We start from the raw sequence: 13,350 nt of genomic DNA on the forward strand, positions 1-13,350 counted from the left end.
GTCCGGGCGACTGATGGGCGACGCAGTTCATATCGAAGGCATTGAAACGGATCCGCCTGGTCATCGGGTCGCCGCCTCGCCGCGCGCGCCCGCGCTCCACGCGAACGGCAGCTCGGTGCCGTTGAGCAGGTGATCGCCGATGGCCCGCGCCTTGAAGATCGCCGGATTGTGCACCGAGATGGTGCGGGCATTGCGCCAGTGCCGGTCCAGCCGCAGCCGCTCCGACACCACCGACGCCCCGCCCACCTCGAACAGCTGGGTGGTGGCCGCGAGCACGGTATCGATGATGCCGAGCTGCGCCTGGGCCGCCGCCAATTCGGCTGCTGCCAGCGCCTTTTCGTCGGTTGCCCCAGCGTCCAGCACCTCATCGAGCACATCTGCCACCGCGAGCACGCTCGCCCGCGCCCCGAACGCGGCCGCCGACAGCCGCCCGATCACCTGCTGCACCAGCGGATCTTCGCGCGGCAGGTCCGCGGCGGCATGGGTGTAGGTGCGGGTGCGTTCGACGACCCAGGCGCGGGCGTCGCGTTCGGCGCGTGCGGCGATACCCGCGAGCACCGCGAGCTGGACCAGTTGCAGATACGAGGTGGCATAGGTGGGGCCCGGCGCGCCGTAGCCCGGGCCGAGAATACGTTCCTCGGTGACCACCACATCGGTGAATTCGGTGGTGCCGCTGGCGGTGAGCCGTTGACCGAAACCGTCCCAGTCGTCGTGCTGACGGACCCCGTCGGCGTCGGCGTCGACCAGGACTCCGACCCGTTCGCCGTCGCGGTCGGCCGCCACCAGGATGTGATCGGCGTAGAGCGAACCGGTGCTGTAGTACTTGACGCCGTTGAGCAGCCAATGGTCGCCGCGGCGGGTCAGCGTCGTCCGGTAGCGATCGACAGCGCCGACGCCCGGCTCGGTGATGGCATTGCCGACCAGCGTGCCCGAACCGACCGCACGCAACCAGGCGTCGCGGGTCGGCCCCGGTTCGGCGAGCAGCTGATCCTCGACGAACGAGAAATGCACCCGCAATGCCTGCGGCAGATTGGATTCGGCGGCGGCCAGGTCGATGAGCAGCCGGAACAGCTGCCGGACGGTGACGCCGAAGCCACCGGCCTCCACCGGTGCCCGCAGCGCGCCGAAACCGGCCGCCTTCAGCCAGCCGATCTCCTCGTGCGGCAATCTCCGGTCGATCTCGCGCTCGACCGCGCCCGCGGCGATCCGGTCGAAAATCGGCGCGAAGGTCGCGTCCAGCTCAGCGTCGGAAACAGAAGTCGCGGATGTCATCGGCCAACGATCGCCCAGACCGCCGCCGAGATCACCGGTTACGCGCAGCGCGATCGAAACGACTACCTGTCGGTGCCGCGGGCTATGGTCACGGCGTGACTGGCGGGCGATACACCTTCACGGCGCGGGTGTGGGAGCACCACGGGCAGGGCTCATGGCATTTCGTGGACCTGCCCGAAGACATCGCCGACGAGATCGAGGAGCTGTACGGGCACCGCGCGGGCGGGTTCGGCTCGGTGCGGGTCCGGGTGACGATCGGCGGCAGCCGCTGGTCGACGTCGCTGTTCCCCGACAAATCCCGGGCCACCTACATCTTGCCGGTGAAGAAGCCGGTGCGCCTCGCCGAGGATCTGGTGGACGGGTCGCGGGCGCGGATCGAGATCGTCATCGCGATCTGATCCGCGCGCCGCTCATCGGGTCAGCTCGGCAGCTTCACGCATTCGGTGACGATCTTGGCCTGCGCCGCGCGAGTCTTGTCGGCGTCTTCCTTGCTCATGCCGAAGTTCTCCGAGTCCGGCGCCTGCGGGTCGTGCTCGCCGGACATCAGCGTGCGCAGACCGTCTTGGGAGATGCCCTCGGCGACGAACACCTTCGCCACGCAATCGGCGAGCGCCTTGTCCTGCATGCCCTTGTCCTGCATGGATTTGGACAGGTCCGCCTCCGTGACGGTGGCCGCCTCGGCATCGCTGCCGCCGCACGCAGCCAGCAGCGGCAGGGCGATGAGCGCCGTGGCAATCAGCTTGATCCGCACCGAATTCCTCTCTCAGGGGTGTAGCAGCCGGGCCGGCGATGGCGCCGGGCCGGCGGGTCCGCAGCGCGTGACGGCGCGGATCCACGCCCGTGTGTAGTCGCAGCGATACGAAGTCCGCAACCCGAAACGACGTTTTCCGGGTATTCCACAGATCCTCAGAGATCCATAGCGGCGCGCAGTGCGGTATCGAGGCGGTCCATCGTCTCGGCGTCTGCCTCGTCGACCCGTTCGGCCAGCCAGCCGCGATAGATCCGGCCGATATTGCCCGCGTGCACCCAGCCCAGCGAGCCGAGCGGAACGGCGAGGATGTCCTGCGGATCCTGCTCGAGCAGTTCCGCGGCGATCAGCCAGGGGCGCGGGGATTCGTTGATGCCGTCGCTGCTGATGAGCACGACGGTGCGGTGTCGTGGCGATCCGTGCGGGTGATACAGCCAGAGTTCACCCCTGCGCACGCATCGCCTCCTCCGCGGCGGCCATCTCGGCCGCGTCTCTCGCCGCCTGGGCGGAGATGTCGGCGGGCGCGGGGATCGGCCCGACGCCGGTGCGCACGGCTTCGCGGCGCGCGGCCTTGGAGATCCAGGCCGACGGTGACATTCCCGCGCGGGCGGCGGCCTGTTCGGCGAACGACCAGGCGGACTCGTCCAGCGAAAGGGTGACCTTACGCGTTGCCATACCAATTATCGTACCGGTCACCGGGCCAGCTGCCCACCCTCGGAATCGAACTGACAGCATGCGCCTGCTGTTAATCTGACGGCCCACAAGAGCGATCGGAGTCCCACGATGAGCACCCTGGCCCACGACCGATTCGGCACCGGCGAACCGCTGGTCCTGGTGCACGGCGTCGGCAGTCGCAGGCAGGTGTGGGAGCCGATCGTCCCGGCGCTGGCCGAATCCTTCGAGGTGATCGCGGTGGATCTGCCCGGTTTCGGCGAATCGGCGCCGCTGCCGCACACCACCGTCGCCACCCTCGCCGACGCCCTGGCCGACTTCCTCGCCGCCGAGGGCATCGAACGCCCGCATCTCGCCGGAAACTCGATGGGCGGCGGCATCTCGCTCACCCTCGGCGCCCGCGGGCTGGCCCGCTCGGTGACGGCGTATTCGCCGATCGGCTTCTGGGATACTCCCGGCCGGATCTGGTGCCAGCAGTCGCTGGGCAAGTCGAAGGCCATCGGCAACCGCCTGCGCCCCGCGCTGCGGAAAGTACTCGGCACCGCGGCCGGGCGGACCGCCTTCCTGAGCCTTGTCATCGGCAAGCCTTGGGCGCTGGACACCGAGATCGCCGTCGCCACCGCCGTCGGCGCCATGGACGCCCCCGGGTTCGACGACGCCCTCGCCTCCTTCACCGACTTCCGCCTCCCCGACCCCACCGCCCTGGCCGACCTCCCGGTCACCATTGCGTGGGGCAACCGCGACATCCTGCTCACCTACGCCACCCAGGCGCGCCGCGCCAAGGCCGTACTGCCGGGAGCCGAGCACATCACGCTGCACGGCAGCGGGCACACACCGTTCTACGACGATCCCGACGGCTGCGCGCGCGTGCTGCTGGACCGACTCGGCTGACCGGCACCGGCCGCCTCCCGGCGAGACAGCCGCGCACACCCATCGCCGACGACCCCGCGGGCCGCGCGAGCGCCGCTGGACCGACTCGACTGACCGGCAGCCGCCGCCCCTGCGAGCCGGCCGGCACACCCCCTTCAACGACAACCCCGCTGGCTGATCGCGAGTGCCGCTGCACCCGCTCGGTCAGCCGAGAGCGACCGGCCGTCGCCTCCCCCTGCGAGGCGACGGCCGCGCCAGACGAGCTAGTGGGTCAGCGCCCCTGCCACTGCGGCTCACGCTTCTGCGCGAAGGCCAGCGCACCCTCGGCGGCGTCCTTGGAGAACAGCGCGGGCAACGCGACCTCGCCCTGCTTGGCGAAGGCTTCGGCGGTGCTCCAGTCCGGCGATTCGTCGATGATCCGTTTACTCGCCGCGACGGCCAGCGGGGCCGCCGCCGCGATCTCGGCGGCGAGTTCGAGAGCGGTATCGAGCGCACCGCCCGGCTCCGTGACCCGGTTGATCAGGCCGAGCTGATACAGCCGCTCGGCGCTGATCCGCCCGCCCGTCAACGCCAGTTCGGCCGCGGTGCTGCGCGGTAGTCGCTGGGTCAGCCGCAGCACACCACCACCCGCCGCCACCAGACCGCGCTTGACCTCCGGGATCCCGAACTGCGCGTCGCGCGCGGCGACGATCATGTCGCCGGACAGCGCCAGCTCGAAACCACCGGCGAGGGCATATCCCTCGACCGCCGAGATCATCGGCTTGGCGGGCGGTTTCGCGGCGATCCCCAGCGGTCCGCGATGCGGGGTCATCGGCATCTCACCACGCGAGGCGGCGACCAGATCCATTCCGGCGCTGAACGTGCCGCCGGCGCCGGTGAGGACCAGCACCCGGGCTTCCACGTCGGCTTCGAACGCGTCCACGGCCGCCTCGATGGCCTTGGCGGTGGCCAGGTCGATGGCATTGCGGGCCTCGGGACGGTTGACGGTCAGCACGGTGATCGCATCACGCCGTTCGACCAGCACCAGATCGGTCATGGGATGTCCTCTCGATGGGCAGCACCTGGCCGTCATCGGATCGTCGACGACCACCGGGATCGACACTATGCGAGGTGGGCCGCGCGTGACCCGGCTTCGGCTCGCTCTCCCGCTCAGCGAACCGGCGCCACGGACCGATACGACCCGGAGTACTCGGAAAGCGCCCCGCAGCTGAACTTACCGCAGAGTAAGATAGTGCCATGGGCTCATATATCGCGGTGCGATTCGAGGGCGAACGCGCCTACGTCACGCTGAACCGCCCGGACAAGCACAACGGCCTGACCATCGAGATGCTGCGCGATCTGGTCGCGGCCGCGCATACCGTGGCCGAGCGGCGCGAAGTGCGCGCGGTCATCCTCTCCGGCGAGGGGCCGAGCTTCAGCAGCGGACTCGATATCGCCGAGGCCACCGGCGATCCGCTCGCCATCGTGCGCAATTTCGTTCCGCTGCCCTGGCGCGGCACCAATACCTTCCAAGAGGCGTGCTGGGCCTGGCGCCGGCTGCCGGTCCCGGTGATCGCGGTCGTGCACGGCCGCTGCTACGGCGGCGGCCTGCAACTGGCCCTGGCCGCCGACTTCCGTTTCGGCACCCCCGATTCCGAATACTCGGTGATGGAGGTCAAGCACGGCCTGATCCCCGATATGACCGGCACCGCGACGCTGGCCCGGCTCGTCGGCGCCGATCAGGCCCTGCTGCTCGCCATGACCGCCGACACCGTCGACGCCGCGCACGCGGCCCGGATCGGACTGATCACCGAGATCAGCGCCGATCCGATGGCCGAGGCCGAGAAGCTCGCCGACCGCATCGCGGCCCGCCCGCCCGAGGCCGTAGCCGCCGCCAAACGCCTCATCGACCGGGCCTGGCAGGCCTCGGCCCGCCGCGCGTTCGCCCTCGAGCGTGCTGCGCAGTTGCCGCTGATCGTGCGGCGCGCATTGGGATCGGGTGGAAAAACACCGAAATAGATTTGGTAATCGGCCGGTCGCAGGCGCAACCCCCCAATTCTGGGGATTTCACTGCTAGCATTTCCGACGATTTGCCAGCCAGTCGAAATGTGGTGCACGACACACGCGTGCGTTCCGTGGATCGAGGCCCGTTTCGGCGCGACCCCGGAGGGCCCACCCTGTGAGCAGAACCGCGTCCATCCTGATGTCCGCGCTCGCGGGCGCATCGGCCCTGCTTCTCACCGCGACCGCCCCGGCCACGGCAAACCCCAACGCCATCAACCCGATCCCGGTGCTCAACGGCACCAACGGCCTGCCGAATCTACCGGGCCGCACCCAGGCCGTCTTCCAGGTGACGGGAATGGCCAGCCCGAACGTCACCCAGAACTACAACGTGCTCGGCACCGACCTGGGCATCATGTGGGACAACGGCCACGGCGAGATGCTCACCGCCTTCGGCGATACCGCGGGCCTCGGCTTCCCCAACCTGCTGGCGGGCAGTATGTGGGCCTGGCGCAGCAATATTCTGGTGCGCAGCCACACCAAGGACCCCTCCGGCGGCATCTACTTCGACAGCGTGGTGCGCGACGTCTTCGGTCAGGCCCGCGATCTGATTCCGAGCCCGAAGATTCCGTTCCTCGAGATCAGCCGCATCCCCACCGCCGGCATTTCGGTGGGCGGGGTGCAGTACATGAGCACGATGTCAGTGAAGACCTGGGACGCGCCCGGCGAATGGACCACCAACTTCTCCGGCCTGGCCGCCTCCGCCGACAACGGCGAGACCTGGGCCGATCTCACCGCCACCCGGCGCCCGAACGAGGGCGGCAATGCCAACTTCCAGATGAACGCCTTCCTGAAGGACGGCGGCTTCGTCTACGTCTACGGCACGCCGTCCGGCCGCGACAACGCCGCCTACATCTCGCGGGTGCGCGAGCCCGATATGCAGAACCTCGGCGCCTACGAGTACTGGGACGGCGCGGGCTGGATCCGCGACGTGAACAAGGCGGCGCCGATCATGCACGGCGTCGGCGAGCTGTCGGTGATGTACAACGACTATCTCGGCCAGTTCATCTCGCTCACCACCGACCCGTGGAACTCGGTCGTCATGCGCCGCGCGTCCTCGCCGGTGGGGCCGTGGAGCGCTCCCGAGGTGCTGATCGATACCCGCGCGCTGCCGACCGCGTACGCGCCCTCGATCTTCCCGTATCAGACTGGGAGCGATCTGTACTTCCTGACGACGGTGCACAGTCAGTACAACGTGCTGCTGATGCGCACGCGCCTGTAGATCGGGTCCGCTGTCACGATGCCCGCGTGGTTCCCGGCGGGCTCCGGCATCGACCCGACCGGCCCGTCAGAGTTCTCGTCCACCACTGGTACGCCCATGGCTGCTCGGCTCCGGTTCGGCAGTCGATTCCTGGGTAGTGAACCGTCCGCGCGGGCATCGGTGCGTTCGGGTGCCCGTCGCGCGCGATCGGCCTGGCAAGCAGCTCCATGCGCGCAGCTGTTGGCGCGCGGATGCATACCGATCGGCTCGGCTGCGTCCTGCCGGAGCGGGGCCGTCTCGTCCGAACCGGAGTCGGCCGATGTCGCGCGCTTGACCTGAACAAAGGTTGATGTACGAGCCTGGGCTGACACACGATCACCCGGGAGGACATCATGACCGCGCAACTGAGCTCGGACACCACCGAAATACAGCACTGGCTGCGCGCCCGCGCCCAGCCGCTGCGCACCGAAGCCGACGGCGTCGGCACCGATCTCGATCCACTGATCGCACGACTCGCCGCGGCGACCGTCGTGGGCCTCGGCGAGTCGACCCGGTTCTCCCGGCAGACCTTCGGCGTGCGCGAGCGCATCTTCCGGGCGCTGGTGCAGCAGCACGGTTTCCGTGCCCTGGCGATTCAGGACGGCGCCCGCTCCGGCGACCGGCTCGACGCCTACGTCCGCACCGGGCAGGGCGATCCGGCGGCGGCGCTCGCCGGGGCCTGGCGGCCGTGGCGGACGGCGGACATGGTGGCCGCGCTCGACTGGATCCGGACGTTCAACGAGCAGCATCCCGACGATCCGGTGACGGTGTTCGGCATCGAACCGCCCGCCGCCGAACCCGCCGATTACGACGCGGTCCTCGATCACGTCCGCGAGCACGCACCGGATGCGCTGGCGCAGCTGCGATCCCATCTCGAGCCGATCCGCACCGCGCACCGCGTCGACGAACATGTCCAGCGTCATCAGGGGATTCATCCCGGCCGTCCGTTCATCGAGCATGCCCGTGACGCCCAGCGGCTGATCGAACAACTGACCGGCGTTCCGGACGACATCGCCGCGCGCATGCGGATGATCGTCGATTTCCATCGGTACAGCGTCGCCGGTCAGGGCGGATTCGCCAGGGACGAGCGGCGTTCGGCCGAGACCATCATCGAGCGGCAGCGGCGCACCGGCGCGAAGATCGTCTACTGGGACGGGATCGGCCACACCGCGGGCACGGGTGCGGGCGTCGGACGCACCGAGCCGGACCGATTCCGCGGCGCGGGCGTCCATCTGCGGGCGGCGTTCGGCGAGCGCTACGCCTCGGTGGCGATCGGCTTCCATCACGGCGATCTCGGTCTCGCGATCGCGCCGGACCCGGCGCCCGAGCTGATCGACGCCCAGCTGGGCGCGGTCGATCTGCCCGCCTTCGTCGTCGACCTGCACGGCGAGGCTCCCGAATCCGTCGACCGGTGGCGGCGCGGGCCGGCGAAACTGCGCACGATCAGCGGAATCTACGACCCGGCCAAGGACGACGAAGCCCTCATCGCGGTCGACTCGCTCGCCGCCGCCTTCGACGCGCTGATCCACATCCGTGCGACGACGCCGGTGGAGTGGCTGCCCGAGTTCTCCGCCTGACCTCGGGGCCGGGAGTTGCTCGGCCCGGGGCGCCGCGGTCTCGCCGTCGCGTCTACCTGCCGCGCCGCGTTCGCCGGGTTGTCCCCACGGGGGTCAATACACTGACCATCATGGACGCGGCCGAATGGGATGCGCGGTACGCGCAGGGTGAATTGGTGTGGGGCGCACCGCCGAACAGCACCGTGGTGGAACACGTCTTCGGTCTGGACCGGGTGACGCCGCTGCATCCGGGCCCCGACGGCGTGGTCCCCGATCTGCCGCGCGCCCTCGATCTGGCCTGCGGCGAGGGCCGCAACGCGCTGTGGCTGGCGACCCACGGCTGGCGGGTACACGCGGTGGACTTCTCGCAGGTGGGCATCGACAAGGGACGGACGGTCGCGACCCGGCTGTCGCGGTCGGTCCGGGAGCGGCTGACCTGGCAGTGCGCCGATCTCACCGATGTCGAGTCCACCGGCCTCACCGGCCCCTACGAACTGGTGCTGATGGTGTTCCTGCATCTGCCCGCCGCCCAACGCCGCCCGCTGGTGCGGCAGGTGGCGCGGCTGCTGAGCCCCGGCGGCACCCTGCTGGTCCTCGGCCACGACAGCACCAACCTCACCGACGGTTACGGCGGACCGCAGGACCCGCAGATCCTGTTCACACCCGACGACATCGTCACCGATCTCGAGGGCCTGCCCGATATCCACATCCGCGTCGCCGACCGCATCCAGCGGCCGACGGAGGGGCGCGATGCCATCGACGCCCTAGTCATCGCCCGTCGGGCCGATCTCGCACCGGAGCCGGACGGGCCGACGCCGGCAGAGTGACCCGGTCCGACGCGCATCGCATCCGACACGCCGGCCGACACGGTGCGATACCGACTACCCGCTCCACCGCCGCAACCAGGCACCCGCCGTCTCCGCGATGACGTCGAACCCCGCCCGGAAGGAATGCGGCTGACCTGGGATAACGCAGACCTCGGCGGCATCACCCGGATCCGGGATGCCGAAGGGATCGCTGCCGCCATTGATCACGACCACCTCGATATCGCCGGTCGCGAGCAGCTCCTCCCGCCGGGATTTCTCCGGCTTGCCCGGCGGATGCAGGGGAAACGACAGTGCGATCACCCCGTGCGCGCCCACCTCGAGCGCGGTCCGGCACGCCACCCGCGCCCCATTGCTGCGCCCGCCCTGGATGAGCGGCAGTTTCTTGCCCGCGCGCCTGCGCACGGCTTCGACGATCTCCACCCAGGCCGCGTCCTGTTTCGCCGCCGATCCCGGCGCCCGGCCGCCCGCGACCCGGTACGGCTGCGTCACCAGCCCGACCGCCCCACCGGCGGCGAGCGCCGAATCGCGAACAGCCAGAATGTCTTTGGTATCGACGCCTCCACCGGCGCCGTGGGTGAGCAGCAGCAGGAACTTCGCCTCGCGGGGGCGGCGCAGCTGCACCTCGGCGGGCCCGGCACTCGTCTCGATCCGCACACCTCACAGTAACCGCAGGTCAGCTGCCAGCCCCGACTCGGCGAGGGGTCGCGTGTTCAACGCGTCACATTGGCGGTTTTCGTCTTTGCGACCGCCTTACTGGCCGGTAATATGGCGAATAAGTTACCCGCGAGTAGCATGCGGAAAACCGGTATGGCTACCCGGAGGCGACAACGGGCGGGAACGGCAGAACAACCGACCGCACCAACTCGATGGAGAGTGAGTAGCAGACATGGGCCATTACAAGAGCAACGTCCGCGACCTGGAGTTCAACCTCTTCGAGGTGCTCGGCATCGGCTCGGTGCTGGACAGCGGCGCCTACGGTGACCTGGACACCGACACCGTGAAGGAAATGCTCAACGAGGTCCGGCGCCTGGCCGAGGGCCCGCTGGCCGACTCCTTCGTCGAGGGCGACCGCAACCCGCCGGTCTTCGACCCCGAGACCCACACCGTCACCCTCCCCGAGGCCTTCAAGAAGTCCTACCGCGCCCTCGAAGACGGCGAGTGGATGAAGGTCGGCGTTCGCGAGGAGCTCGGCGGCCTCGGCGCGCCCTCCAGCGTCGTCTGGGCGCTGAGCGAGATGATCCTCGGCGCCAACCCGCCCGCGCAGATGTACGGCGCGGGCGCCGGCTTCGCGCAGGTCTTCTACAACAACGGCACCGATGAGCAGAAGAAGTGGGCTCAGATCATCGCCGAGCGCAACTGGGGCGCCACCATGGTGCTGACCGAGCCCGACGCGGGCTCCGACGTCGGCGCCGGCCGCACCAAGGCCATCAAGCAGGAAGACGGCTCCTGGCACATCGAGGGCGTCAAGCGCTTCATCACCTCCGGTGACTCCGACGACCTGTTCGAAAACATCATGCACCTGGTGCTGGCCCGCCCCGAGGGCGCAGGCCCCGGCACCAAGGGCCTGTCGCTGTTCTTCGTGCCGAAGTACCACTTCGACTTCGAGACCCAGACCCTGGGCGACCGCAACGGTGTCTTCGTCACCAACGTCGAGCACAAGATGGGCATCAAGGTCTCGGCCACCTGTGAGGTCACCTTCGGCGGCCACGGCATCCCCGCCAAGGGCTGGCTGGTCGGCGAGGTGCACAACGGCATCGCGCAGATGTTCGACGTCATCGAGAACGCGCGCATGATGGTCGGTACCAAGGCCATCGCGACCCTGTCGACCGGTTACCTGAACGCCCTGGAGTTCGCCAAGGAGCGCGTGCAGGGTGCCGACCTCACCCAGATGACCGACAAGACCGCTCCGCGCGTCACCATCACCCACCACCCGGACGTGCGTCGCTCGCTGGCCCTGCAGAAGGCCTACGCCGAGGGCCTGCGCGCGGTGTACCTCTACACCGCCGCGCACCAGAACGAGGACATCGCCCAGCTGGTCTCGGGTGCGGACAAGGACACCGCGTTCCGCGTCAACGATCTGCTGCTGCCGATCGTCAAGGGTGTCGGTTCCGAGCGCGCCTACCAGTACCTGACCGAATCGCTGCAGACCTTCGGTGGCTCCGGCTTCTTGCAGGACTACCCGATCGAGCAGTACATCCGCGACGCCAAGATCGACTCGCTGTACGAGGGCACCACCGCCATCCAGGCGCAGGACTTCTTCTTCCGCAAGATCGCCCGCGACCGCGGTGTGGCGCTGGCGCACGTGGCCGGCCAGGTCCAGAAGTTCATCGACTCCGAGGCGGGCAACGGCCGGCTGAAGGGCGAGCGCAAGCTGCTGGCCACCGCGCTCGAGGATGTGCAGGCCATGGCCGCCACCCTGACCGGGCACCTGATGGGCGCCCAGGAGCAGCCGACCGAGCTGTACAAGGTCGGCCTCGGTTCGGTGCGCTTCCTGATGGCCGTCGGCGACCTGCTCATCGGCTGGCAGCTGCTGCGTCAGGCCGAGGTGGCCGGCGCCAAGCTGGACGAGGGCGTCACCGGTGCCGACGAGGCGTTCTACAAGGGCAAGGTCGCGGTCGCGCAGTTCTTCGCCCGCAACGTCCTGCCGGAGCTGACCGCCACCCGCACCGTGCTGTCCAACCTGGACAACGACATCATGGAGCTGGACGAGGCGGCCTTCTGAGGTAGTCAGGCATAAGTGAAAAGAGCGGTTCGGATCTCTTCCGGGCCGCTCTTTTCGTGTATCCCGGGTCGTCGTCATCTGGCGGGTGTCGGCGGGCCCGGATAAGGTTCTCGTTGCGTTCGGAACCGGTGGGATCTGGCCAGGAGGAAACGTTGAAGCTGAACCGGTCGTTGGCTGCGCTCGCTCGCGCCGGGGCGGTGGGGGCGGTGTGTTCGATGGTTCTCGCGGGGCCTGCCGTCGCGGATCCGAACAACGTCAATCCGATTCCCGGAATCAATGGTCAGCCGCGTGGGTTGCCCGCGCTGCCGGGCCCGACGCAGGCGGTCTTCCAGGTCACCGGGATGGACAGCCCGAACCAGACCCAGCGCGCCAATGTGCTCGGCACCGATCTCGGCATCATGTGGGACGACGGGCGTGGCGGCATGATCACCGCCTTCGGCGACAGCGCCGGGCTCGGCGTGCCGAACCTGCTGGCCGGCAGCGTGTGGGCGTGGACGAGCAATGTGCTGTTCCGCAGCCATGATCCGAACCCGGCGGACGGCATCATGTTCGACGGCGTGGTGCCCAATCCGCTGCCGAGCCCGAAGATTCCGGGTATCGAGATCAGCCTCATCCCCACCGCGGGCATCTCCGTGGGCGGGGTGCAGTACATGTCCATGATGTCGGTGCGGCACTGGGGCGACCACGGCAAGTGGGACACCAATTTCGCGACCCTCGCCGTCTCCGGTGACGGCGGCCAGACCTGGGCGCAGCTGCCGACCACCCGGCGCGCCAACGTCGACGGGTTCGAGAAGTTCCAGCAGAACGCCTTCGTCAAGAGCGGCGGCTACGTCTACAAGTACGGCACGCCCGCGGGCCGCGACCACGCCGGCTACATCTCCCGGGTCAGAGAGCACGAGATCGCCAACCTCGACGCCTACGAATACTGGGACGGCCACGGCTGGAAACCCAACGACGCCAAGGCCGCGGCGCCGATCGTCGGCGGGGTCGCCGAACTGTCGGTGCAGTGGAACGACCACCTCGGCCAGTACGTCATGCTCACCACCGACCCCGCCAACTCGGTGGTGCTACGCACCGCACCCGCGCCGGAAGGCCCGTGGAGCCCGCCACGCACGCTGATCGAAGCGGCCGCTCTCCCCACCGCGTACGCGCCGATGATCTACCCCTACCAGACCGGTAGCGACCTGTATTTCCTGCTCACCGTGCACAACCAGTACAACGTCATCCTGATGCGCACGCCGCTGTAGGGGCGCGACCCGTCGGTAGCCGATTTCTCGCCTGCCCGAGGCGTTTTCGCCGCTGATCCGCTCGGCCACGGCCGCCTCTGCCGCGGGCGCGCCGGTGTGCCATACTCTGCGCGCGATACCGATTGCCTTTCGCTGCAATGCTTTCGAAGGCTGGGG

14 protein-coding genes are annotated in these 13,350 nt (G+C 69.0%); 8 read left to right on the forward strand and 6 right to left on the reverse strand.

Going from position 1 to position 13,350, the window contains the following annotated elements; genetic code table 11:
- Positions 1 to 60: 60 nt before the first annotated feature.
- Complete coding sequence (locus tag FEK34_RS23855) at positions 61 to 1,272, reverse strand: acyl-CoA dehydrogenase family protein (protein WP_138451200.1); 1,212 nt, start codon at positions 1,270 to 1,272, stop codon at positions 61 to 63.
- Positions 1,273 to 1,367: 95 nt separating this feature from the next.
- Between FEK34_RS23855 and FEK34_RS23860 the strand changes: the two genes are divergently transcribed.
- A complete protein-coding gene (locus FEK34_RS23860) occupies positions 1,368 to 1,670 on the forward strand; it encodes a DUF1905 domain-containing protein (protein WP_249358243.1) in 303 nt (100 codons plus the stop codon).
- Positions 1,671 to 1,690: 20 nt separating this feature from the next.
- Here FEK34_RS23860 and FEK34_RS23865 read toward each other — a convergent pair whose 3' ends face one another.
- The 3 genes from FEK34_RS23865 to FEK34_RS23875 all read right to left on the reverse strand — a co-directional run bounded on the left by FEK34_RS23865 (position 1,691) and on the right by FEK34_RS23875 (position 2,695).
- Positions 1,691 to 2,023 carry a hypothetical protein gene (locus tag FEK34_RS23865; protein WP_138451202.1) on the reverse strand — a complete coding sequence of 111 codons (333 nt, stop codon included), beginning with the start codon at positions 2,021 to 2,023 and terminating at the stop codon, positions 1,691 to 1,693.
- Positions 2,024 to 2,178: 155 nt separating this feature from the next.
- On the reverse strand, positions 2,179 to 2,475 hold the full coding sequence (locus FEK34_RS23870; RefSeq protein WP_138451203.1) for a type II toxin-antitoxin system PemK/MazF family toxin: 297 nt from the start codon (positions 2,473 to 2,475) through the stop codon (positions 2,179 to 2,181).
- The gene (locus FEK34_RS23875) at positions 2,462 to 2,695 is read right to left on the reverse strand and encodes a hypothetical protein (RefSeq protein ID WP_138451205.1); all 234 of its coding nucleotides are present in this window, start codon (positions 2,693 to 2,695) and stop codon (positions 2,462 to 2,464) included. Before FEK34_RS23875 ends, FEK34_RS23870 begins: the two co-directional genes overlap by 14 nt.
- A gap of 108 nt (positions 2,696 to 2,803) precedes the next feature.
- Here FEK34_RS23875 and FEK34_RS23880 point away from each other — a divergent pair, with 108 nt between their 5' ends.
- The gene (locus FEK34_RS23880) at positions 2,804 to 3,583 is read left to right on the forward strand and encodes an alpha/beta fold hydrolase (protein WP_138451207.1); all 780 of its coding nucleotides are present in this window, start codon (positions 2,804 to 2,806) and stop codon (positions 3,581 to 3,583) included.
- A 250-nt stretch (positions 3,584 to 3,833) separates the two neighbouring features.
- Here the strand turns inward: FEK34_RS23880 and FEK34_RS23885 are convergent, their stop codons facing one another.
- Complete coding sequence (locus FEK34_RS23885; RefSeq protein ID WP_138451209.1) at positions 3,834 to 4,598, reverse strand: crotonase/enoyl-CoA hydratase family protein; 765 nt, start codon at positions 4,596 to 4,598, stop codon at positions 3,834 to 3,836.
- 200 nt (positions 4,599 to 4,798) lie between these two features.
- Between FEK34_RS23885 and FEK34_RS23890 the strand changes: the two genes are divergently transcribed.
- The 4 genes from FEK34_RS23890 to FEK34_RS23905 all read left to right on the forward strand — a co-directional run bounded on the left by FEK34_RS23890 (position 4,799) and on the right by FEK34_RS23905 (position 9,225).
- Complete coding sequence (locus tag FEK34_RS23890) at positions 4,799 to 5,560, forward strand: crotonase/enoyl-CoA hydratase family protein (protein WP_138451211.1); 762 nt, start codon at positions 4,799 to 4,801, stop codon at positions 5,558 to 5,560.
- Positions 5,561 to 5,720: 160 nt separating this feature from the next.
- Positions 5,721 to 6,824: a DUF4185 domain-containing protein gene (locus FEK34_RS23895; protein ID WP_138451213.1), complete on the forward strand. Its 1,104-nt coding sequence runs from the start codon at positions 5,721 to 5,723 to the stop codon at positions 6,822 to 6,824.
- 371 nt (positions 6,825 to 7,195) lie between these two features.
- Entirely contained in the window at positions 7,196 to 8,419 is a 1,224-nt protein-coding gene (locus tag FEK34_RS23900) for an erythromycin esterase family protein (RefSeq protein ID WP_138451215.1), read from the forward strand.
- A 110-nt stretch (positions 8,420 to 8,529) separates the two neighbouring features.
- On the forward strand, positions 8,530 to 9,225 hold the full coding sequence (locus FEK34_RS23905) for a class I SAM-dependent methyltransferase (protein ID WP_138451217.1): 696 nt from the start codon (positions 8,530 to 8,532) through the stop codon (positions 9,223 to 9,225).
- Between the two features lie 54 nt (positions 9,226 to 9,279).
- Here FEK34_RS23905 and FEK34_RS23910 read toward each other — a convergent pair whose 3' ends face one another.
- Positions 9,280 to 9,879: an alpha/beta hydrolase family protein gene (locus FEK34_RS23910; RefSeq protein ID WP_138451219.1), complete on the reverse strand. Its 600-nt coding sequence runs from the start codon at positions 9,877 to 9,879 to the stop codon at positions 9,280 to 9,282.
- A gap of 232 nt (positions 9,880 to 10,111) precedes the next feature.
- Here FEK34_RS23910 and FEK34_RS23915 point away from each other — a divergent pair, with 232 nt between their 5' ends.
- The gene (locus FEK34_RS23915) at positions 10,112 to 11,947 is read left to right on the forward strand and encodes an acyl-CoA dehydrogenase (protein ID WP_138451221.1); all 1,836 of its coding nucleotides are present in this window, start codon (positions 10,112 to 10,114) and stop codon (positions 11,945 to 11,947) included.
- Between the two features lie 215 nt (positions 11,948 to 12,162).
- Complete coding sequence (locus FEK34_RS23920; protein WP_249359540.1) at positions 12,163 to 13,194, forward strand: DUF4185 domain-containing protein; 1,032 nt, start codon at positions 12,163 to 12,165, stop codon at positions 13,192 to 13,194.
- Positions 13,195 to 13,350 lie beyond the last annotated feature (156 nt).

Origin of the sequence: Nocardia cyriacigeorgica (assembly GCF_005863245.1) — a bacterium.
Taxonomy (GTDB): Bacteria; Actinomycetota; Actinomycetes; order Mycobacteriales; family Mycobacteriaceae; genus Nocardia; species Nocardia cyriacigeorgica_C.

Bases quoted from the DNA above. Each gene is read 5' to 3' on its own strand.
- FEK34_RS23855 (WP_138451200.1), bottom strand. From the start codon at position 1,272: ATGACATCCGCGACTTCTGTTTCCGACGCTGAGCTGGACGCGACCTTC.
- FEK34_RS23875 (WP_138451205.1), bottom strand. From the start codon at position 2,695: ATGGCAACGCGTAAGGTCACCCTTTCGCTGGACGAGTCCGCCTGGTCG.
- FEK34_RS23880 (WP_138451207.1), top strand. From the start codon at position 2,804: ATGAGCACCCTGGCCCACGACCGATTCGGCACCGGCGAACCGCTGGTC.
- FEK34_RS23885 (WP_138451209.1), bottom strand. From the start codon at position 4,598: ATGACCGATCTGGTGCTGGTCGAACGGCGTGATGCGATCACCGTGCTG.
- FEK34_RS23890 (WP_138451211.1), top strand. From the start codon at position 4,799: ATGGGCTCATATATCGCGGTGCGATTCGAGGGCGAACGCGCCTACGTC.
- FEK34_RS23900 (WP_138451215.1), top strand. From the start codon at position 7,196: ATGACCGCGCAACTGAGCTCGGACACCACCGAAATACAGCACTGGCTG.
- FEK34_RS23905 (WP_138451217.1), top strand. From the start codon at position 8,530: ATGGACGCGGCCGAATGGGATGCGCGGTACGCGCAGGGTGAATTGGTG.
- FEK34_RS23915 (WP_138451221.1), top strand. From the start codon at position 10,112: ATGGGCCATTACAAGAGCAACGTCCGCGACCTGGAGTTCAACCTCTTC.
- FEK34_RS23920 (WP_249359540.1), top strand. From the start codon at position 12,163: ATGGTTCTCGCGGGGCCTGCCGTCGCGGATCCGAACAACGTCAATCCG.